The organism is Natronospirillum operosum, assembly GCF_004768465.1.
GTDB lineage: Bacteria > Pseudomonadota > Gammaproteobacteria > Pseudomonadales > Natronospirillaceae > Natronospirillum > Natronospirillum operosum.
This window is the reverse complement of the sequence record NZ_SRMF01000001.1, coordinates 473,967-497,596: the sequence shown is the minus strand read 5'-3', so window position 1 is coordinate 497,596 and position 23,630 is coordinate 473,967. Positions and strand designations below refer to the sequence as shown.

The following is a 23,630-nucleotide window of genomic DNA, read 5'->3' as shown; positions in this document are numbered from 1 at the left end:
CTCGGCAACCTTGGTGTTTACATCCACAAAAACCGGATGCTCTGCTGCTGCCGAAAATGCAGGGGCTGGATGCCGGTTTCCTGATAGACAGCGCCTTCGACCAGCAGCGTTTCGGTGCGGGCGAGCAGCTCGGGTACGGGCTGGTCAAAATGCTGCAGCAGGCGGTCGAGGTCGAGCACGCTGTAGCTCTCGAGCTCTGCCACTGCGGCGCTGATATCGTCTGCGCTGCTGAACAGGTAGTCGATATCCACGGTGCGGCTGCTGTGACGCCGGTCCGGCTGCGCCAGTGGCCGGCCGTGCTGCACTTCCATCACCTTGCCCAGCTTGGCGCACCACTCGGGTGACAGCGCCACTTCCTCCACCGAGACGGCAAAGCAGGCATTCAGGAAGCGGCTGTTGACCGGCTGCTGGCCGGTTGCGCCCTGCTCCAGCGCCACGCCGACGGGCTCGGTACGAAACAGCCGGCCCAGCATCACCTCGCCAAACACGCCGGCGAAGGCGTCGATCACCGGCGGCACATGCAGCTCCGGCGCAATGTTGGACCCAATGGCAAAATAATGCACAACAGGCGTCATGACAGATCATCCACGGACAGTTGCTTCTTGTTTTTCGCCCCCAGCTCACGCAGTTTCTCGACTCTGCGTACGGCATTGCCGCGGCCCTCCGAAAGCTGCTTGATCGACTTGTCCAGGCTGTCCTGCGACTTGCCCAGATGCTTCTGCACGTCTTTCAGCGATTCGGTAAACAGCACGAACTGGTCATACAGCTTGCCGGCCTCTTCGGCAATCTGCACGGCGTTGCGGTTCTGATGTTCATTACGCCAGATATTGTGAATGGTTTTCAAAACGGCGAGTAAAGTACTGGGGCTGACCAGGATGATGTTGCGGTCAAAGGCATCGCGGAACAGCATCGGGTCCTGCTCCACGGCCACCAGGAAGGCGGCTTCCACCGGCACGAACATCAGCACAAAATCCAGTGTGCGCAGGCTGTCTATCTGTTCGTAGTTCTTGGCCGACAGGTTCTTCATCTGGGTGCGCACCGCATCCACATGGGCTTTCAGCGAGGCGGCACGGTCCAGCTCATCTTCGGCGTTCACATAGCGCTCGAAATCGACCAGCGAGACCTTGGCGTCAACGATGATGTCCTTTTCATCCGGCAGGTGGATGATGGCATCCGGCTGCAGGCGCTGGCCGCTCTCGCCCCTGGCGCTGAACTGCACATCGTATTCATGGCCCTTGCGCAGGCCGCTTTCTTCCAGAATGCGTTCGAGCAGCATCTCGCCCCAGTTGCCCTGGGTTTTCTTTTCGCCTTTCAGGGCGTTGGTCAGGCGGCGCGCTTCTTCGTTCATGGTCTCGTTCATCTTTTTCAGCTCGTTGAGCTGAAAACGCAGGCTCTGGCGGTCTTCGGTGTCTTTTTCGTAGACCGTCTCGACACGCTGGCGGAAGTCTTTCAACTGCTCGCGCATGGGCTGCATCAGGTTCTGCAGGCTCTCCTGGCTGGTGCGCGAAAAATGCTGCTGCTTCTGGTCGAAGATGCGGTTGGCCAGGTTTTCGAAGTTTTTCTGCAGGCGCTCTTCCGAGTCTTCCAGCACCCGCTGCTTTTCTTCCCACTGCTGGCGTTCGGACTGCAGGCGCTGCCGCTCCAGGGCCAGCTTCTGTTCGGCTTCGAGGCGGGTCTGGTACTCGCGCTGGGCTTCCTGCCGGGCCTGAGTCAGTGCCTGCTCACTGCCCTGCAGCTGCTCGCGCAGCCCCTGTATGGTTTCTTCCTGCCGGCCCAGCATGACTTCCTGCTGCTGGCGGGCTTCCTGCGATTCTGCCAGTTCATCATCCCGCTGCTGCAGCCAGGAGCGCTGACGCACATTGAACGCCACACTGGCGGCCAGAGCGGCCACCAGCAGGCCGGCGATGGTGAACAACAGGGGCGGGTTGGCGAGTAAATTTTCGAGGACAGACATCAGATCGGGTTCTTCTCCCTTGACCAAAACCTTGTGCGAACGGCACCGAATCAGTATACAGGACGGTTACGGCAAGTATGAACCAGTGAATGAAAAGCGGCGGATTTCATGACTATTCTGATTATCTACACAGGCGGCACCATCGGCATGGTGCCCTCCGACGGCGGCTGGCGGCCTCAGCCAGGCTATCTGGAAGGCCGTATCCGTGAACACCTGCGCCAGATGGACTTCCCGCACAAGGTGCACTGGCGCGAGTACGACCCGCTGATCGACTCCTCGCAACTGCGCTGTGAGCACTGGAATGAGCTGGGGCGGGACATCATCGAGTACTACGATGACTACGACGGCTTCGTGGTGCTGCACGGCACCGACACCATGGCCTACACCAGTTCGGCCCTGGCCTTCATGCTGCGTGGCACCCGCAAGCCGGTGGTGCTGACCGGCAGCCAGATTCCGGTATGGGAAGAACACACGGACGGCCTGGACAATGTCATGCTGGCACTGGAAACGGCAGCCCGCGACGACCTGCAGGATGTCTACCTGACCTTTGACAGCAAGCTGTACCACGGCGCCCATGTCACCAAGATCAACACCGACCGTCTGAAGGCCTTTGCGGCCCCGCACGGCGTGCAACTGCAGGCCGATCTGGAAGCGCCGGAGTCACCACCCCGGCTGATTCCGGTCACCGAAGCCGCGATCGAGGTCTACCACTACCTGCCCGGCACCCCGCTGGCTGGCCTCAAGGCGCTGATCGAAACGCGACCCCGGGTGCTGATACTGCTCACCTACGGCAGCGGCAATGCGCCGGATACGCAGGAACTGCGCGACCTGCTCGGCTACGCCGCCGACCAGGGCACACTGCTGATCAACCGCAGCCAGTGCTACCGCGCCAATGTGGATATGGACCGCTACGAAGCCGCCGCCGCCCTGCGTGAAGGCGGCCTGATCGGCGCCGGCACCATGACGCTGGAAGCCCTGGTCGGCAAGCTGCACGTACTGCTGACGCTGTTTGATGACAACATCGACCTCGCCCAGCAGACCCTGCTGCCCTGGTCGGCGGAGTTACCGAAACCGAAGATGTAATGCCCGTGGGAGCCCGCCCCAACCACCGCATGCCGTAGGAGCTCGCCCCGCGAGCGATGTAGCGGCCTGGGGCTTATCGGCCAGGGGCTGGCCTCCTACGGCCACCACACCTTGCTGTGGGAGCTCGCCCAACCACCGCATGCCGTAGGAGCTCGCCCCGCGAGCGATGAATCGGCCAGGGGCTTATCGGCCAGGGGCTGGCCTCCCACGGCCTGAAATATGAAGGCTGGCCTCCCATGGCCTGAAATATGAGGGCTGGCCTCCTACGGGCAATCGCCCCCATGATGAATGTATTGCAAAAACAGGCAACAAGGGTGTACATTGTACTCTAGCTTCCAAGGATAAGGATGCGCCCACGTGAGCCATGCTATTGATTTTATTGAAACCCATACATTCACTCGTCAGATACGCTCAATTGCAACCGATGATGAGTTGAAAGCGTTTCAGAATAGCATCATTGCTCAACCTGAAAAGGGTGATCTTATTCCAGGCACCGGAGGTCTTCGCAAGGCCAGGATGGCGATAAGACATCAGGGCAAAAGGGGCGGCGCCAGAGTCATCTATTTTGTTGCAACTGCAGAAAGGGTTTACCTGCTGCTGGCTTATTCCAAAAACGTGAAGGATGACCTGACTCCTGAGGAGAAATCCTATCTCAAGGCCCTTACTCAGCAACTCAAAGAGGAGGTTTCCCAATGAGCATTTTTGACGATCTTCAAACCTCACTGCAGGAGGCTGTAGACATCGAGCAGGGCAAGAAGGTTGCAAGCCGCACTTCAAGTTACAAAGTTGCCGATGTAAAGGCCATCAGAGCCAAGCTTCATATCTCTCAGGCAGAATTTGCAAAAGCAATGGGCACAAGTGTAGATACCATCAAAAGCTGGGAATCCAAGCGCCGCAACCCTACCGGCTTGGCAGCCAAAGTGCTGGCTTCCATTCAGGATAATCCCGCCATCTTCGATGAAATTGCCTCACATTGACTCCGGCAACCCCTGGCTGATCAATCGGCCAGGGGCTTATCGGCCAGGGGCTGGCCTCCTACGGCCACCTTGCCGTGGGAGCTCGCCCCGCGAGCGATATATCATATCGGCCAGGGGCTGGCCTCCCACGGCCTGTATGTGAGGGCTGGCCTCCTACAGCCTTGATATTGGTACCATTGCTCCGACCGATCGGCAGGCGTATCATACCTCGCCCCGCTCTACCCCAATTTCCAACATCCGCTGCCAACCCCGGAGACGCCTGCACGCACAACCATGACGACATCGACCCCGCACTCCCAGACCTCCAGTGAAACCGCTTACGGCAACCCAGATCAGCCTGATGCCGCTCCACACTGGACAGCCCTCTGGTTCGAACCCCAGCGCCTGCGGCTGCTGATTCTGGCCCTGCTGCTCGGGCTGGCCGGGGCCGGGGTGTTCCCGGTGCTGAGCACCCACCTGGCCATCGGCCTGGGTATTTCACCGCTCTGGATCGGGGTCTTCTTTGCGCTCAACACCCTTTCCGGCGTGCTGATCAGCCAGAGCCTGGCCAAGGCCTCGGATCAGGGCCTGCGGCGCGTACGCATTCTCTGGGTGTCGGTCACCGTCAGCCTGTTCGGCTCGCTCGGCCTGGCCTACATCACCCAGTATGGCTGGTTGCTGCTGTGCGGCATGATCTGGTTCGGGCTCTCTTCCACCGCACAGCCGCAGCTGTTCGCCATGGCGCGGGAAGCGGTGCAAGAGAAGGATGCGGCGCTGTTCCAGTCCGTACTGCGAGCCTGCTTTTCGGCCAGCTGGATCATCGGCCCGCCGCTGGCCTACCTGATGTTCGAATGGGTTGGTTTTACCCGCCTGATGTGGATAGTGGCCGCCATGTTCGCGCTCTGCCTGCCCCTGCTGCCCGGCCTGCCGGACGGCCGGGCCATTCTCGGCAGCAGCCCCGCCGAGGCCCCGACCAGCCGACGCATCAAATGGCTGGCTCTGATGATGATGGCAGTGTTCGCTGCCAACACCATGTATATCGTCTACATGCCGCTCTATGTGCGTGAGACGCTGGGCATTGGCGGCATCGTACCCGGCCTGCTGATGGGCCTGGCCGCCGGGCTGGAGATTCCCATCATGATTGGTGGCGGCGCCATGGCACACCGCTGGCCGCTGCTGCGCCCGCTGTGGATTGCCGTTGCGGGCGGTGCTGTCTTTTATACGGGCATATTTCTGTTCGAGTCGGTCACCATGCTGGCCCTGCTGCAGATCTTCAATGGCGTGCTGATCGGCCTCGCCGCTGGCGTCGGCATCAGCGTGTTCCAGCGGCTGATGCCAAGACGACTGGGCATGGCTTCGACCCTGTACGTCAACGCCATCAAGGTCGGCAGCCTGGTCGGCGCCGGTTTGGGGGGTGTCGTCGCCCAGTTCGCCGGTTACAGCATGGTGTTTCTGGCCAACGTTGTGCTGATGGGCATCGCCGCCCTCGCCCTGTGGCAGTGCACCCGAACCGAATAGGCGCCATGCGTGAGCAAGCTCACAGCCTACAGGTACCATGCGTGCTATTGGGTCTTCAAATGGCTACACAGCTGGTGAAAATAATCTCGCGACCAGATATCCAGCACCCGCTGATCCGGAACAAATCTGGCTATATCTTCCTTTGCAGATTCAAAATCTACCGACTCGATGCGCTCTGACAACAGCCTCTGCAATTCGTCGGCACTGATGCGGGGTTGGCTCAGATCACCACTCTGCGTTGCCCTGGCCGCGAAATGCTCGAGACTGACCGGATGGCCATGCCGAACGTACCATTCGAAATCATACCAGTCGCGCCCCTTCACCCGATTTCTCCAGCGCCGAAACAACAGGGCATGCATTTTTCCGGCGAAAAGATCCGGCAGGGAAAAACATTTCACATAGAAGGAATAGGGCTGAAGCAACAGCTTTTCCTCAGTCTGAAAAGCCAGAGGTGGGTCCGTGTCCACTTCCACCTTAATCTTGATGGGCCTCATTCCACGTACCTGAAGGCTGTAACGCCCTGTTGCCTCTTTCAGAAAGGCTGACTCCACTGCGGAATCGTTCACTTTCTTCTTGGCGGCAATGGACACTTCCACACCCAACGCAGAGAACTCATCCTGCAGAGCCCGAAAATAAGGCTCCAGAGAAAACTCGGCAGACGGCGCCAGCAGAGAAAAATCCAGGTCTTCAGAGAACCGGGGCAGCCCATGGAAAATCCGCAGGCAGGTGCCGCCATAGAACGCGGCCTGGTCAAAGAAGCCGCCGCGCTGCAGACCTGCCAGGGCAATTTCCTGCATGACTTCACGAACTGCCAGATGTCGGGACTGATCATCGGAGCTATCATGGCGGCTCAGCATCTGCTCGATCACACTCATTCCAGTGCCTCCAGAACCCGCTGCAACTGTGTCAATGCTGCCACCTTGAGCCCTCCTTTCTGATACATCCTGACCGTCGACAAATCCAGCCCCTGCAGTTCATCCATGTCCAGGCGCAGGTCTTCTTCCAGAAACTGCCGCATGGCTGAAAAGGACGTCAGCCTGACTCGCCGCGTCAGCAAGATCTTGTCGCAGAGCGCTTTCACTGGCGATGCCATCAGAAATCGATGGTTGCCTTCACCGGACTCGATGCGAATACCAACCGGATAGACTGATGCCGGAATGTGCTGGTAGCTGAACTCCCCCAGCGGGGTGCTATAGGAACGGGCACGTCGTGGCGTTACCGAAGTCACGCCAAACACACCCTCGGGTATCAACCCATGCCACGCCAGTGCGGAATCCGACGACACCACAGACGGCCCGTACAGGATATTGGCTACCAAAGGCATGGATACGGCACCGGTACGGATCTTATCACCCAGTACATAAACCCCTTTTTTCAGGGGCAGCAAATAGCCCAATTCGATCAACTGGGCAATTTTATCGTTCGGGCGCCGATAATCCCGCAGCACAGAGGTAAGAGAACCGCGAGTGAATGGGACCGACCCAAACTGAGCGAGTGATTTCATCAACATTGTGTGTATATTCTACACAGGTAATCGGTTATTTGTCGATTATCCATGTAAAATTTGCAGATTGCCATGCACAGTGGCCCTCGGCCACGCAGAGGTGCCTTCGTCGAACATGCGTGAGCAAGCTCACAGCCTACAAACTACAACCCACCATGGCGACGCCAGAATTCAGCCGGCGTCACTATGGGAAATTGCGCCTTCAGCTCCAGCAAATCCTTGTCTCCTGTGACAAGATAATCAGCACCATAATGTTCCCTGGCTGCCAGCAGGGTGCCCAACACGGCCACATCGTATGGATCGCGCACTGACACGGTGTCAGGAATCACCGGTTCCACCAGTTGAACCCAGAAGCTCATGATGTCGACCAGGTCGTCGATTTCACCATCACTCATACCATGCCGATGGTTTAATCTCGGCAACACTCGTCGCAATTCATCCAGCATGTAATCAGAAGACACGACCTCAATGCCACCCGACCGCCAGGCTGCTACCACCGCGCCGGGGACACTGGCCGGAAAGCTGAGTCCCGAAATCAACACATTGGTACCCAGCACAACCGTCAATCCATTGCTCATGCTTTCCGGGCTCCCTATTTCTGCGTACGTCGCTCTTCCATCACCAACGCATCAATTTCTGCAAGACCTTCGCTTTCGGATATAGAGCGAGACCCTGATTCCAACCGCTGAGACAGGGCGTTGAATCGTTCTTCCATTCTTCGGATACGCTCGAACATTCGGGCGTCCACCAGGGCCGCTACCGGCTTGCCCCCTTTCTTTATCAGAACACAGTCATGTCGATACTGAACCTGATTGATCATTTCTCCGAGATTCTGCCGGAACTGGACCGCATTGGTTTCAGTGATCATGGGAATGCCCTCGTTAACATCATTATGATCATTATGATCATTGCGATAGAAAACACAATCGAAGTACTTTGTCTGAATTGAGGGACGTGTAGCGAGGGACGCAAGTGCCGATTGAATTGTAGCGAGGCACGCAAGTCCCGATTGAATTGTAGTGAGGCACGCAAGTGCCGATGGCGGCGCCCGCCGCCTTTTTTGGGCCTGCCGGCCCCTGTCGGGACTCGCGTCCCTCGCTACATGTGCCTCGCTACAGGTTTACAGTCTCCGGGGTTCATTCCCGCCGCAACACCTTGTCGATCACCCAACTGGCGAATCCGCTCGGCTTGAAGCTGGCTCTCAGAGCTTCCGGTTCGTAGTGATGCTCTAGCCACTCCATGAACGGTATCGGCTGCTGTGCATTGAAGGCCTCATACTCCCGCACAAAGGCATCCAGGATGCCGGTACGAGCGCTGCTGCTGTGGAGGTACTTCCAGGAGAGATGAGCCTTGGCCTGCTCGATGGTGCCTTCTTCACTGGTCAGGATGTGGACCGCAGCCGCAAGTCCGGAACGATCAGCCCCGGATTTGCAATGCAGCAGCACAGGACGCTCTGCCGTGGCCAGAATAAGGTGCAGTTCACGGACAAATTCTTTCTTCGGTGGACGCTTGGATTTCATGCGCACACTGTGCAAGGCCAGCCCATGGCGCTCACAGGCCTCTTTCTCCAGCACCCAGGGGCCGTCAGTGCCGCGGCCGCGCAGGCTCACTATGGTCTTGAACCCCTGTTCTGACAGGGCCTTGAGGCGCCAGGGGGACGGTTGGTTGGAACGATAGACCCCCTCCGAAATCTCTTCCGGAGTGTTGTATATGGCCCTGAACATCCCGTGGTCAATCACCAGCAACTCGAACCAGGCCATGAAACGCACCAAAGGCCGGTGCATCTTGTTGGGCCAGGTTTTCCGCCAGCGGATATAAGGATTGATCATGGTGTGCCGTCAGTGCCCATAATTTCAAGAGTCGAATACTAACACAACATTTGCAGCTTTATTCGCGGCGGAGCAGTCGGTCAACCAGTACGTTGGCCCAGCCGCTGGGTTTGAATTCGCGTTTGACCTGAGCCCGATCATAGTGGTGCTGAACCCATTCGGCCAGGTCACCACCGGTCTCGGCATGCCAGGTCAGGTAGCGTTCCAGAAAGTCGTCGAGCACGCCGGTCTGGGCCTGGCGGATGTGCAGGTAGCGCATGGAAAGCTGCCGGCGCACGGCGTCATCGCTGCCACCGGCCAGGTGCAATACCAGCGCGGAAGCCAGGCCTGCTCGGTCCGCACCTGATTTGCAGTGCAACAGCAACGGCCGCGGGGCCGAGTCCAGCACCTGCAGCAGCGCTTCCACCTGCTGCGGATGCGGCGGACGCCGAGATGCCAGATGCAGGTCGATCAGGTCCAGCCCCAGTTCGTCGCAGGTGTGCTTTTCCAGCGCATAGGCGCCGCGTGTGCTTTCACCGCGCAGGTTGAGGACAGCCTTGATCCCCTGCTGTTCTGTCAGCCGGCGCAAGCGGCCTGGTGTGGGCTGGTTGGAGCGCCAGATGCCGGGCACCACCTGCTCCGGGCGATTGAAAAACGGGCGCATGAAACCATGGTCCACAACCATCATGTCGAGCCAGGCCCAGAAGCGCCCTGCACGACTGTGCATGCGTTCCGGCAACCGATCACGCCAACGTCTGTAGGCTGAGCGCCCCATGTATGCTTCCTCCCTACTGGCAAGGCGACAAAGTCTATCAGAAGGTTCGAGTCCAGGCAGTGGCCTGGCACAGGCTGGCCAAGCTATTTTTTGTCTCTGGCGTGCTGGAGTCCCACGCAATTTCAAATTACCATGCCCGCTTCCCGCTAGTGGCTGACACCAAGGCAACACCATGAAGGAACTGCAGCACATCAAGGAGTCACAACTGACTCTGCAATATCACGATGAGGCCATCACACCCTACAGCGACCTCGGTCAGTTACTGGAAGAGCTCGGCAAGGGGATGACCGTCATCAAGGATGGCAAGGGTGCCTTTGTCGCCAATGTCCGGATGCAGGGCAAGGACTGCATCTTCAAGATTCCGCGGGGCCGCAACCGCAACGCGTGGGAACGGTTCAGCACCCTGTTTCGGCAGCCGGACGTGCTGCGTTTTCTGCGCTGGCGTCTCGTCCTGAAGGACCTGGGTCTTACGGCACCGAAGCCTCTGGTCACCGGTGTGGTGCGACAGTTTGGCCTGGCGACGCTGACTTTTATCGTCTACGAGAAGGTGCCCGGCAAGGTAGGGGAAACCGAAACCGAGATCGCCGCCATCAGCGATGCCCTGGCACGGGTGCACCGGGCGGGCTATCTGCGCCGGGATGCGCACCTGCGCAACTTTCTCATCATGCCCGACGAGAAGGTGTGCATTATCGATTACCGGCTTAGCCGCCCACTGCTGTTTCCGACGGCCCAGAAAGGGGTCGAATGCGAGAAGCTCATCAAGTTTGCACCCAGTGCCGCCAACTACATCGACCGCAGTTACCTGAACTCGGTCGGGTTCAAAGCCATGGAGTTCCGCAGGTTTCTGAAACAAAAACTGAAATGGCTCAGCAAACTGTTCAAACCAAAGCGGAACTGAAATTTATTGTTCGAAGGTCCGGTACAACCGCTTGTAGGCGCCACCTCTGGCCAGCAGCTCCTCATGGGTGCCGCTCTCTACCACCACCCCCTTGTCCATCACGTGTATGACATCAGCGTCCTGCACGGTCGAGAGACGGTGGGCAATCACGATGGTGGTGCGGTCCTTGGCAATGCGTTCCAGCGTCTTCTGAATCAGCTTCTCGGTTTCCGTATCGAGCGCCGAGGTAGCTTCATCCAGCAACAGGATAGGCGCATCACGCAGCAATGCCCGCGCGATGACCACGCGCTGACGCTGACCACCGGACAGGTTGGACCCACGCGGCCCGGCCAATGATTCAAGCCCTTCCGGCATGCTGTCGGTAAACTGGGTGACCAGTGCATCCTCGGCCGCCCTGTGCACCGCTTCCGGCGAAGCATCCAGCCTGCCGAAGGCGATGTTCTGGGCAATCGATTCATCGAACAGGGCCGAATCCTGACTGACCACAGACAGATACTGACGCAACTCCTCCACCCGGAACTCGTTGATATTGTAGTCACCCAGCAGCACTTCACCCTGTTGGGGCTCTATCAGCCGTGTCAGCAAATTGAACAGTGTGGTTTTGCCGGCCCCGGAAGCACCGACCAGGGCGGTCATCTTGCCTGCCGGTGCCACCAGGTCGAGGCCTTTCAGCACCGGGTTCTCGCCATAGCTGAAATGAATCTCCTTGAAATGGACATCCAGTTCGCCGAGGTTGGCCGGAATGGGCCTGGCATCCACTCTGTCAACCACGCGCGGCTGCGTATCCAGCACCCCGTAGATGCGTTCCATGCTCGCCATGGCCACCTGAATATCGGCACCCACCTTGGCGATACGGCGCAGCGGGTCAAACAGCAGGAACATGGCAGTAAAGAAGCTCATGAACTGGCCAACTGTTTTCTCCCCGGAGACGATTTCCTGGCCACCCATTACCACAATGACCACAAAGCCGCAGGCCGCAAGAATATCGACCGTAGCCGGCATGGCTGCCTTGCCGATGCGGGCTTTCTGCTCGGATCGCTTGAACTTGTCCGTTTCCTTGCGGAAGCGACCGTCTTCATGCTCCGCCAGGTTGTTCAGTTTGATGGCCTTGATGCCATGAAAAATCTCGTCCAGCCGCGTGGACATCACACTGGACTGCCCGCGCGCCCGGCGCGTCTTGCGCAGAATCAGGCGTTGCAGGTACACCATCGGCAACACCAGCAACGGCACTCCCACAAAGGCCGCCAGAGTCCAGCGCCAGTCTATGATGAGTGTGACTGTCACCAGTGAAATCAGGGTAACTATGTCGCGCCCGAGATTGATCAGGGCCTTGGACGCAAAGCTTTTCAGCGCCGTCGTATCACCCCGTACGCGCTCGATCAGCGCGCCCGGTGAGTTTTCGGAATAGAAATCGGTATCCAGCCGCACCAGCCGCGCCAGCATGTCCTTCTGCATGTCGGTAACGATATTCAGACTGATACCGATGATAATGACGCGCTGGAAGAAACCACTGACCGCACGCGCAATGAAGATGGCAAAAATGGCCAGCGCAATGATCAGAATGTAGTCCTGCTGCCCTTCGACAAAGATATTGTCGAACATGGGCTGAATCATGTAGCTGATCAGACCCAGGGAACTGCCCTCCACCATTATCAGGCAGACAGCAATCAGCAGCATGAACATGTGGCGGCGGGTGTAGTCTTTCCACAGGCGCAGCAACAGATCCCTGCGGCGTGAGTGGCGGTGTATCTCGAGATCGTACTGAACGTTCAAAAGAGGCAGTCTCCGGCTGGATTGAAACGTACTGGATGTACAATGGTGCGCTATGGTACCTGCGGCCAGTGGCAACGTCATCCCCAACAGCCATTGCAGCCTGTCTTTGACCCAGCCAGAATAGCCCACTCAACCCAGTAGCGAACCGGACCTAACCCAATGCAGCGACTCTGCATCATCATGCCACTGTTTCAGGGTGGCGGCGCCGAGAGAATGGGTGTCAACCTGGCCAACCACTTCTCGGCAGTGGGAATAGAGGTCACGCTGCTGGTCTTTCGAGATGAAGGCCCGTTGCGGCAGGATGTCGACGATGGTGTGCAGATCCTGGCCCTGAACACACACAGCCGCAACCCCTACCGAAAGCTGGCCCACACACTCAGGGCGCTGAACCCCGACAGTGTTCTCACCATGTATCGCAAGGCCAATACTGCGGTAGGCATATCCCGCTTCTGGTACAGCGACTACAGGCTGGTGGTCCGGGAGGCCAACACCATTCATGACATCATGCGCAAGAATCCGCTGCGGCGCTGGAAAAACCTGACCAAACTCAGGCTGGCCTATCGCCAGGCTGACGGGCTCATTGCCAACACCCATCACGTAATTGAAGACCTGGAACAGCATGGTGTCGTACCCAGGGGGCAGATTCAGTACATCCCCAACCCGGTACACATAGCCCGTATCAGCGCGCTGGCGGCGGAAGACCCTGGCCACCCCTGGCTGGCTGATCAGAGGTCCGAGCGGGTGTTGATGACATCAGGGCGCCTGCATACGCAGAAGAATCAGGCGCTGCTGCTAGAAGCCTTCGCAAAAGCCCGGGAAGCTCACGGCGACCTGCGGCTGATCATCCTCGGAGAGGGCGAGCTGCGCCGCCCACTGGAACAACAAGCCGAGGGCCTCGGTATCCGCGAGCATGTTGATCTGCCCGGTTTTGTCCGCAACCCCTATGCCTGGTACCGGGCGGCAGACCTGTTCATTCTGCCTTCCAACCGGGAAGGGTTTCCCAATGTACTGGTAGAGGCCATGGCCTGCGGCACGCCCGTCATTGCCACCGACTGCCCGGGGGAATCTGCCACCATTCTGGAGCACGGCCGGCATGGCAAGCTGGTAGCACAGGGAGACCGGGCGCAACTGACCGCTGCGATTCTGGACTCACTGGAAAACCCTGCCGACGATGCTACCAGGCAGCAGTTGCAAGCGCGTGCGGGGGCTTTTGATCAGGAGGAAGTGGCACTGAGCTATGCCCGGATGCTGGGCCTCACACTGCAGTGAAGCCCGCTCCGGCAAGCCGGTTACAGGTCGAAATGGCTGGCCAAACGCTGCCACTGCTCCACATTGCCCTGCTTGCGCACATTGGTCTTTTGCAATGACACCTTCTGCGAAAACGGAATCGGCAGCGGGCGCGGACAGGGCGCACTGCAGCGGCGCGCCTGGGTACCCATCTGCAGCGCCATGACCTTGAACCACATGTCATCCGAACGCGGCGCCAGGTCGAGATACAAATCCGACCGGGTGGTATCGGGGTGCAGGCAGCCAGCCGGGTACAGCGTACCGCCAAAGCCGATGGGCAGGGTGCCCTCGTGCGACTGCCCGGGTTGTTCCCAGGGCCAGGACTTGTAGGGCGCCAACTCTCCCTGCTCATAGGTAATCACCCGACACTCGTGAGCAATCACATCCCGAGGGTGTGACAGATGATCCTCATACAACACGGACAGGCAATCAGGGTGATACATCACATCGTCATCAACAGTGATGACTGTCTCTTCCGGGAACTGTTCGAGCGGGTGCACCAGTTTGCGGTGGGAGCAGTTCTGATCACTGTAGCGGATCTCGAAACGCTTACTCTGCAGTCGGCTAAGCACCGGAGGCAGCTGCTCGGCCAGGCTTTCATGCAGCCACATCACAATCTTGCGCGGCAGCCGGCTCTGGTTCAGCAGGCTGCGAATGGTCAGATGCACCACATTCAGGCGCGAAGGAATGGACGTCAGAGACACCGTCACCGGCAAGTCAGTTTCGACATCCGGCCGGCGCTGAATCAGCTCGTCAGGCAGCCGTTTCAGGCGCCACATCATGCGCAGTGATGGCGGATACTCCTTGAGCTTCATGGCTGCTCCTTCAGAATGCCATTGGGCGTCCAGCTCACGCCGCTGCGCTTCACCTCGGCCCGAATGGCATTGTTTTTGGCCCAGATCTCCGGTTTTGCATAACCCCGGGCATGATCCAGATGCAGGCAGACCGCACTGTAGCGGATCTGGCGGCTTCGCAGACCCCGGTTCCACAGCCGTTCACCCAGTTCCCGGTCCAGCCCGCCATACTGCATGTCTTCATTGAAGCCATTCACGGCTACCAGGTCTTCGCGCCAGGTAGAGGCATTCATGCCATTCCAGGTGGCCCTGGTGGGCGTCAGCGCATTCAGCAGCCGGCGCTTGAACGGCGAGCGCGTCAGCTTCCACAACTTGTGGCTGCGTGGCTGCCCCTGGCTGACCAGCCAGTCCGCATCAAAAATCACTCCCTGCTCGATATGATGCTCGGTGATCTGTTCCGATACCGGCATGGTCAGCTTGATGTAACCACCAGACAGGAAACAGCCCGGCTCTGCCAGGGCCCGGTGCACACCAATGAAATCCGCCCGGGGAATACAGTCGCCATCGGTAAAAATCAGATAGTCGCAGTCGGTTTCGGCAATGGCCTTGTTGAGAATGGTGCACTTGCGAAAACCCTGGTCCTCATGCCACACATGCTCCAGCCGCAACCGCCCGCGCTGGCGGAACTGCTCTATCACCACAGCGGTTTGTTCATCCGAACCGTCATCGGCCACTATGGTGGTGAAGTCGCTGTCCTGCTGGTTCTCGTAGCCTGTCAGCACATGCGTCAGCCACAGCGGGCTGTTGTAGGTGGTGATAACGACACCGATATTCTGCGGTTTCTGGTTCATGGGTTGGTTCAACGCCAGTGCTCGGCAATCCAGGGCGTCGGCAGTACCTTGCGGTACCACTTGCCACTGCGGCCAACCACGGCATCTTCCGGGTTAGGCAGACCATGGAACACAATGATGCGGGCATCATGCGGAATTTCCGGCGGCACTCGCCAGGCCTTCAGACCCTTGTGCACGCAATGGCGCTTGAAGCTGCGGCACCAGGCCTCCGGCCAGTAGCCGAGTTTGCCCTGCCGATGCAGATACTGGGTAATGTATTCCTGCTCGTTGCGCACACCCTGACGCGCCTTGTCCGGGTTGTCCCGGAAATGGTCGATGGCATCCTGATGGGCACCAATATCGAAACGATACACCGACGTATTGCCGGTCACGTCCTTCTTGTCCCATTCCTTGATCACCAGGAACTCACCGGGATGGGTGAAGAAATCATCTATATTGCCGACGATCACCACATCCAGATCAATAAACAGCGCCTTGCCTTTCAAGTCATGCAGCGGTTTGGCAAAGGTCGCCAGCTTCAGCCAGGCCCCGGAGCGCATGGTCCAGTCTTCCCGGTTGTCAAAAGCCTCATAGCCGGTCTTCGGAAACGGCAGAGCCTCCACTTCATCCTTCAGGCCTGTGGTGTCGTCCGTGAGGCAGACAAAACGAAACGGCAAGGTGATATTACGGGCCACCATGTTGTACAGGGTGTTCACGTAATCGGGGCCGTATTTGGTACCCCATTTCATGCAGAGAATATTGACGGGTTCCATGTGTGTCCTGACGTTGGAGGATGAAGTGATCAACAGGCGGCTATGATGCCAGAAAAGCAGCCGATTTCGTAGAGTGCAGGCAGTCGCTCACAAAAGCCCCTCACGCCGCAGGCGACGACGCATCTTCTCCACGAATACACGTTTCTGGCGGCGTGCGGCCCAAGTGCACCAGCTCTGGATAGGGATCAATGTACGTTCACCCAGACCGTCGATCAGCATGAACTTTTCCTGCTCGCTGCCAGCCTGTGACAGCACAATGTTTTCCTGGTTGAGATCACCAATCAGCAGGTCTGTGTCCAGTATCAGGGTCAGCATTTTATCCAGTGCGCGGGCCCGCCCTGGCGTCATCTCTCCCGACTTTCGCAACTTGAGTACAGTCGGCGCAAGCTGCCCCGAGATGTCTCTCGCTGCAGCCACTACCAGCCCCAGCCCCCGGTCAGTATCTGCCACACCATACACGGGCACTATGTGCTGGTTGACAGCATGCTGATCGCCGTACCTGGAATCCACAAAGACAGAGAGTTCTCTCAGGATGCCGGAACGATACAGAAAACGGTCCTGCTTTCTGGCCCACCAACGCTTCCAGAACGGACCCGTGGCCGTATCGACGCGATGCCGGTGAATCTTTATCAGCAGATCAGGGTCATGCGGATGTTCAAACACCCAACGGGTCTTCCCTTTGCCAACGGGGCTGGAGCCTGCCAAGTGCAGAGAGGGTATATCCATCAAAATTACTCGAAAGTGCCGCAAAAGGCTGTCGATGCTGAGGCGAACGAAGTGTATCAGGCACTGACTCAAAATGGCACTGGGCACCAGTGCTCACAGTTGCCTGCGAGAGCATTCACTTCTATCATGCGCGGTCAACATACCAGCACGGCAATTCATGAGCACAGCGGCAGACTCATCCTCGCTCCAGGCCCAGGCCTCGGATTATCAGAACGTCACCGATTTCGGCCCGGCTCGGCTGGAAGGCCGTGTGCTCAACCGATATCTGGAAGGCTCTGTCCAAAGCTGGCTGGAAAACATTTCGGCCCTGGCACAACAGCCCGATTCCGAACTGATCTACCGCATGCGCAACCGCATCTACCGAGTTGCCGATCCTCTGAACGCCGACGAACAGCTCTGTATCAAGGCTTTCAAGCGGCCACGCCGGTTACGCTCACTGTGGTATCGGCGCAGAGGCAGCAAGGCTGCCCGCGCGCACCAGTATGCCGAACACCTGTATGCCCGGGGCGCCGGTGTCACCGAGCCCATCGGCTACCTTGAGCGCTATGAAGGCAACCGGCTGATGGAGAGCTATCTTGTCTCACGGTTGCTGCCCGAAACCTCGGACCTCTACACCGAAATGAACTTCCTGTTCAACCAGCGCCCAAATGCAGATGACTTTGTACGCCTGATGCGGGTAACAGCAGAAGCCTGTCGGGTCATGCATGACGCCGGTTTCAAGCACAATGATCTGGGCCCGCAGAACATCCTGCTGCGGCGCTACGCCAGCAACGACGGCATCGACTGGGGCGAAGTCAGCTTTATCGACCTGAACCGCGGCGCCCTGAAAACAGAGCTGACCCTGAAAGACCGCGCTGAAGACCTGGCGCGGCTGCGTATCCCATCCCATTTCATGGGCATTTTTCGGCAGATCTACTTTGGTGATCAGGCGGTACCGGCCGCATTCAGTCGCCACGAGCAGCGCAAGCGCCAGAGAATCATGTGGCACTACCACAGCCGCAAATGGCGCCACCCCATTCGCACCCTGCGCAAGGCGCTGGCAGCGGACTCGGTGCCCAAGAACCTGGAAATTTCCAGCGGCAAGCCTGATGAACAGAATGCCTGGCTGTGGGACCCCTGGTCTGCCCAGCCTTCTGTTGTACTCAAGGGCAAGGACCGCAAACGCTACCGCACCACCAGCGACCTGATCACTACCGTAGTCAGCAACCTGCGTCATGGCCTGCGCATTCGCCGACACTACAAAGCGCGGCAGGCACAGGCCTACCAGCAGCCAGTCACCATGGACAACCGCTTGGGGGTCTGCGTGGAGGTGGATGGCCAGATAGACCAGCAGCTCAAGCTGCTCAGACAGACCCCGGGCCTGCGGGTGCTGGTTCGAGTGTATTACCACAGGCCCGAACTCAGAACCGCCTGCTATGAGGCCATACAGCGCCTGCACAAGCAGGGCCACCCGGTGGCCGTGGGGCTGATACAGTCACGCCGGGCCGTGATTCAGCCCGAACAATGGCAGGCCTTTGTGCAGGATGTGGTCAGGCAGACCCACGCTCACGTGCACCTGTATGAAGTCGGCCACGCCGTCAACCGTGCCAAATGGGGTTTCTGGACGCTGGATGACATGCAGCGCATCTGGCAAGGCATTGCCGAACTGCGCCAAAGCTACCCTGAGCACCAGTTCCTGGGCCCCGCCATCAACGACTTCGAGTTCCACTACTACCCGCCACTGCTGGACCGCACCGCGCATCTGGTCGATGCCCTGCCGGGCCACCTCTATGTGGACCGCCGCGGCGCCCCGGAAAACTTCCAGGGCCGCTTTTCCACACTGGAAAAGTGTCTCTACGGCAAGGCAGTGGCTGATGCCTGGGGCAAGCGCGGCTTCTACGTCACCGAGATCAACTGGCCGCTGAAGGATACCGGCCTGTATTCGCCCATTGCCGGCACCTACATGCGGCCTGACCTCAAGGAAAGCGAGCTGCACGTCGACGAACACACCAGCGCCGCCTACATGATCCGCTTTGCGCTGATTGCCGCCTGCTCAGGCGCTGTCGAGACCACCTACTGGTGGCGTCTGGCGCATCACGGTTTTGGTCTGGTGGATGACCTGAACGGCTGGAGGGAACGTCCCGGCTGGAAGGCTCTGGTGCAGTTTCACAAACACTTGAGCGGCCTGCAGTTTACCCACCGCGAAGAAAAACAGGGCGCCATCTGGTGGCATTTTGAGGGCCCGCAGAGAAGCGTCACCCTGGTGCATGGACTAAAGGCTGCAGAAATAGACCCGCCGGAGGGAGTCGAGCGTATGGAGGATCAGTATGGTACAACGGTAGAGGTTTCAGGCAACCGCCTCGCCATTGATGGCAGCGTGACCTACCTGTTCTCGGAAAAAGGATCGTAGCGAGTGACGCAAGTCCCGATCCGAAATCCAATCGCGACTTGCGTCACTCACTACAGGTAAAGTGCCAGGCGCCCTCATTCAAACGGCGACCCAATCACTCTGTCCAGCCAGGACAAAACCTCCCTGCGAATCGGCTCATCGACCTGATCAAGGCTCTGCACGCAGGCGAATGCCACTTCTGGTGAGCGCTCCGCTTTTTCCAGAAACCCTGTCAGACTGCGCAGAGTGTGGTCCTCAGGTTTCAAACGCAATGTACGCAAACGGTTATCCACAACCGCCCGCCCTGCACCCAGATCCAGGTGCCGCCCAACAGCATCCATCAGAAACTGCTCCGAAGACCGCAGGCGGTATTGGATATTATGCTCAACCAGATCAGGCCGCTCAGCACTGAACTGGTCCAGGGTGGAACGCAGCAGTGCATGGGGGTTATGAGGCACCCGGAGGTATTTTTTGCGGTAACCGGCAATTTCAGCGCCACGAGCCTGGGCTTCCCGGTTTTTGGGCCTGCCAGACGCCCTCTCTGCAGAGCCTTTGAACCAACTTCTCAAGCGTTTGTCCCAGCGCTTTTGAGGCGACCAGTTCCACCATCCCCGCAGTACCGACCGCCCCTCTTGAAAAAAGTCGCCAGGCTGCAGTGGTTTGAGCAACATGAAATCATCATTAAGATAAATGAACTGCTCTGTCAGACCCGGTATCCGCCACAGCATGGTCTCGATAGCGATGCTGTTAAAGGTAGGCAGATGGTTCTCATAACCCCGGAATATTGCCGTATGGTCTACAACAACAACCTCTGTACCGTTGTACTTTGAAGCAACCCGGCTGACCAGCTCAGGGGTCTGCTGGTCTGTCACAATATGAATTCGGCGCAACCAGGGTGCAAAGCGCAACAGAGAAGCCACACAATAGTCGAGCTCACCCACATGAGCAAAACGGGTACTGCTGGCCGAGCGCGGACTGCACCCCACTGATGCCAGATATTCATTGAGCTTTGCTCTGTGTTGCGGGTCATCCCCGTCCACCCAGGTAACCACAGCATCAATGGGTGGCTCAACCACTTCGTAAGCAGACATAAGTTCCTTTACCTGACTACTGAAACAGGCTGGTCAGGGCTTCACAATAGGGCCGAACACACCTCGGGTGCCTGCCTTCAAACACCCGATCAAACACCTGCAATGCCTGCGTTCTGGTCAGTACGCCAGAACGGACAGCAGGCCATGTGTCCACTTCTTCACGCCTGATGACGCCGGCATCCTGGCGGATGATGACGGGTATCTCCTCATAGCCCAGAGCCGCCAGGGCAGCTGCTCTGTGCTGCCCACCCTTGACCAGCAGAGAGTACTCTTTACCTCGAACCAACAAGGCCCCGCCAATATGGTCATTCGCCTTGGATGCGTCATAGCCGTGCTCTGCAATAGAGTCCACCAGTGAGCAGACGCGATGCCATTCCAGGCTGGCCACCTCTGCATCTGTCGGGCCCGCAAAATTCCAACTTCTACCCGTAACGCGGACGCCGTGCTGGGCTGCGTCTCTGCGCATGGTTTTTATGTTACGCCGCCACACATGAAAACTGGGCGCTCGCCGCCAGGGCACATCCGCAAACAGGGGTGGCAACCAATTCAAACGCCATTGGCTGAACCGGCCCTCCAAGCCCAGAATTTCTGCCACAGAGCGGGGCCTTACCAGGTTGTAATACAGCTCAAGAGGTGAGCCTTCATATCGATCGGAGCGGCCCGCATGGTAATGAGCTGCTGTGGCTACCAAAGGGTGACAGGACTCAGAGGCACACGGAAACCCCAGGAATGAGAACCCTCTCAAGAGATCCGTTCGTATATTGATCAAGGCTGCCACATTGTCAGCCCTCTGAAAAGCCTCTACGGGACGTTGAGATAATGCCCTGACGTCCGCAACCTCACCCTTTTGAGTCTTCATCCAGTTACCCTGATATACCAGCCAGCAAGTGTACACAAACATGGCTGCTTTGGTCTGCACTGTTCGTAAAAGCAAAACTTGCTTCAGCGTGCTCAACAAATGACAAACATAACTTGACGGCTGCCCGGTACGCACTACGGACAACATGTGCTAGCATCCCGCCGGTTCAAATGCCGGATAGTAGAGTATGTCGTTCCTGAACACCGTTACTGATCGTTGGTTCCCAAGCACTTATCACCGTGGCCCAGCCTGGCTGGTGGTGCTGTGTCTGGCCTGTATCGCCATTACCCTGATGATAAAGCTCATCACGGGTTCCAGCATCAACCGTTATCCGGAAGTCATATTCACACTGGCTTTTTTCTACACCCTGTTTCAAAACCGGACCTTGTTCAGAAGCGACCTTATGATCTGGTTCTTTGGCATTGCGCTGGCCATGCCGATAGTGTTCTTCGGCATCAACTACTTGTTGAATCCAGAGTTGGCTGTGCGGTACGCCCGATGGGAAAACCTGCCTCGCATCATGCTGTTTCTGCCCATTGCATGGTGGCTGGGCGGCCAGGAACGAAACTCATTGTGGATGCTGACTGTCGCATTCCTTGGGCTGCTACTGGCAGTTTGCCTCGACCCACAACTCAATCAGTCCATTCAGCGCCTGCTTTCTGGCCAAAGAGTCGATTTCGGCATTCTCAATGCCCAGCATGTTGCACTGTATTTTTCAATCGCGTTAATCGGATTCCTGAGTTTCGGACATCGAGCTCTGAGAATACAGCACCCTGTGCAGCGAGCCCTTGCGACGCTAAGTATAGTGGCTGGCATCATCATATCGCTGCTTGTCATATTTGGCACCCAAACCCGGGCAGCCTGGCTTGGCCTGCTGATCTGTGCCGGAGTATGGCTACTTCTGCTGGTGGCCCGGTCCAGACATGTTTCGGCAAAACAACCACGATGGCTTGCAGCAGGTGCTGTCGTGTTGCTGTTGTTGGTCGCCTCCGGTTGGTTTTTCAAGGAGGCTGTTCAGGAACGACTGGCAAGAGAAAGCGACACAGTCAGTGCCATCGTCTCCGGAGAATTCGACAACATCCCCTACACAAGCATTGGCATCCGCATCAATACCTGGCGAGAGGCCATGAGCTGGGTTGCCGAGCGTCCAGTAACAGGCTGGGGCGGGCGGGTTCGTGGGGATGTAATCAACACTTCTGAAGTACTTCCAGACAGAGTAAAGCAACGCTTTGGCCACTTTCACAATTCCTACCTGGAATTTGCGCTGGCATTCGGACTGCCTGCTACCCTGTTGATTATCGCGGTGTTTGGGTGGCTTGTAATCGGCACTCGCAAAGCTGTGAAAGCTGGCCATGGGCACAATGACACCCTGGCGTTCACTGGCTATGGTGTCTTGCTGTTTGCCATCATGAACCTGTTTGAATCCTATCTGTTCTTCTGGAGCGGGGTCTATGCCAGCATGGTCCTGATGGCTCCGGGCTATACAATAATGTTAAAGCACAGCCACCAAAGGCTTCGCTAAAACAGTAGCAATTGCCCTTGTCAACCGGGCCTCAGTTGCGCCGCAACCGATAGAAGAACTTAGAAATCTGCCAGGCTCGCGCCACAAAAACCGCATGAATGGCAAAGGCCACTATAAACAGGCCGAACGAAACGAATGCCGGAACGCCCAATCGCTCCAGAAGAATACCCACTGCCGCCAAAAAGGTCGCCCAAAGCAGGATAATGATCAGCGTAGCGTTCTTTGAAAAACGGGCCCGCTGGAAGATGTGATGTACATGCGTGCGGTCTGGCCTGAAGGGTGACTTGCCATGACGCAGGCGCCGAAAGAAGGTAATGCACATATCCGTCAGTGGCACTGCCACCAGCCAGAGCGCTGTTACCGGCTCAAACACCCGGCTGGCCCCCTGCGTATAACGAATCAGAAACGCGACAATGATCAGCCCCAGCAAGGTTGAGCCAGCATCACCCATGAACACCTTGGTGGTGTAGCTGGGGAACACATGCAGGTTGAACAGCAGGTACGCCACCAGTGCCCCACTGAGAAACACCAGGATGATCTCCGAAGTCAGCGAGATCTCACCACGCAGCAGCACGAAGAGCCCTACAAAGGCCACCAGCGCCAGCCCCCCGGCCAGGCCATCCATGCCGTCAATCAGGTTGTAGGCATTGATGACGCCCACTATGCCCAGCACGGTAACCGGTACCGCCAGGTAGCCCAGCCGCACTTCCACCCCGGGTATGATCTGCCCGAAACTCTGCAGCACATTGCCCACACCATAGATGATGACAAAAGCCGCTATAACCTGCGCCACCAGACGCATCTTGTACGACATGGTAAAGCGATCATCATAGGCACCCACCAGAGTAACCAGTGCACTCGCGGTCAGCAGGTACGCCGCTGTGCGGGTCATCGGCAGTATCAACAGAGTCAGCCCGGCCATCACCAGAAACATGGCAATACCGCCTACCAGCGGCACAGAGCCACTGTGCCGTTTTCGCTTGCAGGGGTCATCCGTAAGGCCGAGACGGAACGTCAGCGGCGTCAGCACGGTAATGAGGAAGACTGCGAACAGGAACGCGAAGACAAAATATAATAGCTCGACGGGGAGCGAAGTGTGCGCCATTCCCTT

The 23,630-nt window shown here is 57.9% G+C and carries 24 protein-coding genes; 8 read left to right on the top strand and 16 right to left on the bottom strand.

Annotated elements, in window-relative coordinates:
• Window positions 1-17: 17 nt before the first annotated feature.
• Together E4656_RS02350 and E4656_RS02345 are read right to left on the bottom strand one after the other, a co-directional pair.
• Window positions 18-575, bottom strand: coding sequence for a 2-amino-4-hydroxy-6-hydroxymethyldihydropteridine diphosphokinase (locus tag E4656_RS02350; protein ID WP_135480824.1), 558 nt, complete (start codon window positions 573-575; stop codon window positions 18-20).
• On the bottom strand, window positions 572-1,954 hold the full coding sequence (locus E4656_RS02345; RefSeq protein WP_135480822.1) for a DNA recombination protein RmuC: 1,383 nt from the start codon (window positions 1,952-1,954) through the stop codon (window positions 572-574). The genes E4656_RS02350 and E4656_RS02345 overlap by 4 nt, the downstream gene beginning before the upstream one ends.
• 108 nt (window positions 1,955-2,062) lie before the next feature.
• Here E4656_RS02345 and E4656_RS02340 point away from each other — a divergent pair, with 108 nt between their 5' ends.
• The 4 genes from E4656_RS02340 (at window position 2,063) to E4656_RS02325 (ending at window position 5,511) form a co-directional block, all read left to right on the top strand.
• Window positions 2,063-3,037 (top strand): asparaginase, encoded by a 975-nt coding sequence (locus tag E4656_RS02340; RefSeq protein ID WP_135480820.1) that lies wholly within the window; start codon window positions 2,063-2,065, stop codon window positions 3,035-3,037.
• A 357-nt stretch (window positions 3,038-3,394) separates the two neighbouring features.
• Complete coding sequence (locus tag E4656_RS02335; protein ID WP_135480818.1) at window positions 3,395-3,733, top strand: type II toxin-antitoxin system RelE/ParE family toxin; 339 nt, start codon at window positions 3,395-3,397, stop codon at window positions 3,731-3,733.
• On the top strand, window positions 3,730-4,014 hold the full coding sequence (nadS, locus tag E4656_RS02330) for a NadS family protein (RefSeq protein ID WP_135480817.1): 285 nt from the start codon (window positions 3,730-3,732) through the stop codon (window positions 4,012-4,014). Before E4656_RS02335 ends, nadS begins: the two co-directional genes overlap by 4 nt.
• A gap of 273 nt (window positions 4,015-4,287) precedes the next feature.
• Window positions 4,288-5,511: a sugar efflux transporter gene (locus E4656_RS02325; protein ID WP_135480815.1), complete on the top strand. Its 1,224-nt coding sequence runs from the start codon at window positions 4,288-4,290 to the stop codon at window positions 5,509-5,511.
• Between the two features lie 44 nt (window positions 5,512-5,555).
• Here E4656_RS02325 and E4656_RS02320 read toward each other — a convergent pair whose 3' ends face one another.
• The 6 genes from E4656_RS02320 to E4656_RS02295 form a co-directional block, all read right to left on the bottom strand.
• On the bottom strand, window positions 5,556-6,386 hold the full coding sequence (locus E4656_RS02320; protein ID WP_240753881.1) for a nucleotidyl transferase AbiEii/AbiGii toxin family protein: 831 nt from the start codon (window positions 6,384-6,386) through the stop codon (window positions 5,556-5,558).
• On the bottom strand, window positions 6,383-6,835 hold the full coding sequence (locus tag E4656_RS02315; protein ID WP_135480813.1) for a type IV toxin-antitoxin system AbiEi family antitoxin domain-containing protein: 453 nt from the start codon (window positions 6,833-6,835) through the stop codon (window positions 6,383-6,385). The genes E4656_RS02320 and E4656_RS02315 overlap by 4 nt, the downstream gene beginning before the upstream one ends.
• Before the next feature lie 323 nt (window positions 6,836-7,158).
• On the bottom strand, window positions 7,159-7,593 hold the full coding sequence (locus tag E4656_RS02310) for a putative toxin-antitoxin system toxin component, PIN family (protein ID WP_135480811.1): 435 nt from the start codon (window positions 7,591-7,593) through the stop codon (window positions 7,159-7,161).
• A 14-nt stretch (window positions 7,594-7,607) separates the two neighbouring features.
• Window positions 7,608-7,883: a type II toxin-antitoxin system Phd/YefM family antitoxin gene (locus tag E4656_RS02305; RefSeq protein WP_135480809.1), complete on the bottom strand. Its 276-nt coding sequence runs from the start codon at window positions 7,881-7,883 to the stop codon at window positions 7,608-7,610.
• A 268-nt stretch (window positions 7,884-8,151) separates the two neighbouring features.
• The gene (locus E4656_RS02300; RefSeq protein WP_135480807.1) at window positions 8,152-8,844 is read right to left on the bottom strand and encodes a fused DSP-PTPase phosphatase/NAD kinase-like protein; all 693 of its coding nucleotides are present in this window, start codon (window positions 8,842-8,844) and stop codon (window positions 8,152-8,154) included.
• A 58-nt stretch (window positions 8,845-8,902) separates the two neighbouring features.
• Window positions 8,903-9,598, bottom strand: a complete 696-nt coding sequence (locus tag E4656_RS02295; RefSeq protein WP_167855895.1) for a fused DSP-PTPase phosphatase/NAD kinase-like protein — start codon at window positions 9,596-9,598, stop codon at window positions 8,903-8,905.
• Between the two features lie 172 nt (window positions 9,599-9,770).
• Here E4656_RS02295 and E4656_RS02290 point away from each other — a divergent pair, with 172 nt between their 5' ends.
• A complete protein-coding gene (locus E4656_RS02290) occupies window positions 9,771-10,496 on the top strand; it encodes a BUD32 family EKC/KEOPS complex subunit (protein WP_135480804.1) in 726 nt (241 codons plus the stop codon).
• Window positions 10,497-10,499: 3 nt separating this feature from the next.
• On the opposite strand, the gene E4656_RS02285 is transcribed toward E4656_RS02290, so the two are convergent.
• The gene (locus E4656_RS02285) at window positions 10,500-12,269 is read right to left on the bottom strand and encodes an ABC transporter ATP-binding protein (RefSeq protein WP_205849074.1); all 1,770 of its coding nucleotides are present in this window, start codon (window positions 12,267-12,269) and stop codon (window positions 10,500-10,502) included.
• Window positions 12,270-12,428: 159 nt separating this feature from the next.
• Between E4656_RS02285 and E4656_RS02280 the strand changes: the two genes are divergently transcribed.
• The gene (locus E4656_RS02280) at window positions 12,429-13,538 is read left to right on the top strand and encodes a glycosyltransferase (protein ID WP_135480800.1); all 1,110 of its coding nucleotides are present in this window, start codon (window positions 12,429-12,431) and stop codon (window positions 13,536-13,538) included.
• A gap of 20 nt (window positions 13,539-13,558) precedes the next feature.
• Here the strand turns inward: E4656_RS02280 and E4656_RS02275 are convergent, their stop codons facing one another.
• The 4 genes from E4656_RS02275 to E4656_RS02260 form a co-directional block, all read right to left on the bottom strand.
• Window positions 13,559-14,371: a glycosyltransferase gene (locus tag E4656_RS02275; protein WP_135480798.1), complete on the bottom strand. Its 813-nt coding sequence runs from the start codon at window positions 14,369-14,371 to the stop codon at window positions 13,559-13,561.
• Window positions 14,368-15,201, bottom strand: a complete 834-nt coding sequence (locus tag E4656_RS02270) for a glycosyltransferase family 2 protein (RefSeq protein ID WP_135480796.1) — start codon at window positions 15,199-15,201, stop codon at window positions 14,368-14,370. Before E4656_RS02270 ends, E4656_RS02275 begins: the two co-directional genes overlap by 4 nt.
• 8 nt (window positions 15,202-15,209) lie before the next feature.
• Window positions 15,210-15,953, bottom strand: coding sequence for a glycosyltransferase (locus tag E4656_RS02265; RefSeq protein WP_135480794.1), 744 nt, complete (start codon window positions 15,951-15,953; stop codon window positions 15,210-15,212).
• Between the two features lie 87 nt (window positions 15,954-16,040).
• The gene (locus E4656_RS02260) at window positions 16,041-16,679 is read right to left on the bottom strand and encodes a YrbL family protein (protein ID WP_135480792.1); all 639 of its coding nucleotides are present in this window, start codon (window positions 16,677-16,679) and stop codon (window positions 16,041-16,043) included.
• A gap of 157 nt (window positions 16,680-16,836) precedes the next feature.
• On the opposite strand from E4656_RS02260, the gene E4656_RS02255 reads away from it, so the two are divergent.
• Window positions 16,837-19,068: a lipopolysaccharide kinase InaA family protein gene (locus E4656_RS02255; protein WP_167855894.1), complete on the top strand. Its 2,232-nt coding sequence runs from the start codon at window positions 16,837-16,839 to the stop codon at window positions 19,066-19,068.
• Between the two features lie 74 nt (window positions 19,069-19,142).
• Here E4656_RS02255 and E4656_RS02250 read toward each other — a convergent pair whose 3' ends face one another.
• Both E4656_RS02250 and E4656_RS02245 read right to left on the bottom strand, forming a co-directional pair.
• Window positions 19,143-20,138 (bottom strand): stealth family protein, encoded by a 996-nt coding sequence (locus E4656_RS02250; protein ID WP_135482219.1) that lies wholly within the window; start codon window positions 20,136-20,138, stop codon window positions 19,143-19,145.
• A 16-nt stretch (window positions 20,139-20,154) separates the two neighbouring features.
• Entirely contained in the window at window positions 20,155-21,144 is a 990-nt protein-coding gene (locus E4656_RS02245; protein WP_135480788.1) for a ParB N-terminal domain-containing protein, read from the bottom strand.
• Window positions 21,145-21,184: 40 nt separating this feature from the next.
• Between E4656_RS02245 and E4656_RS02240 the strand changes: the two genes are divergently transcribed.
• A complete protein-coding gene (locus E4656_RS02240) occupies window positions 21,185-22,519 on the top strand; it encodes an O-antigen ligase family protein (RefSeq protein ID WP_135480786.1) in 1,335 nt (444 codons plus the stop codon).
• Window positions 22,520-22,550: 31 nt separating this feature from the next.
• On the opposite strand, the gene E4656_RS02235 is transcribed toward E4656_RS02240, so the two are convergent.
• Complete coding sequence (locus tag E4656_RS02235) at window positions 22,551-23,624, bottom strand: undecaprenyl-phosphate alpha-N-acetylglucosaminyl 1-phosphate transferase (RefSeq protein WP_135480784.1); 1,074 nt, start codon at window positions 23,622-23,624, stop codon at window positions 22,551-22,553.
• Between the last annotated feature and the right edge of the window lie 6 nt (window positions 23,625-23,630).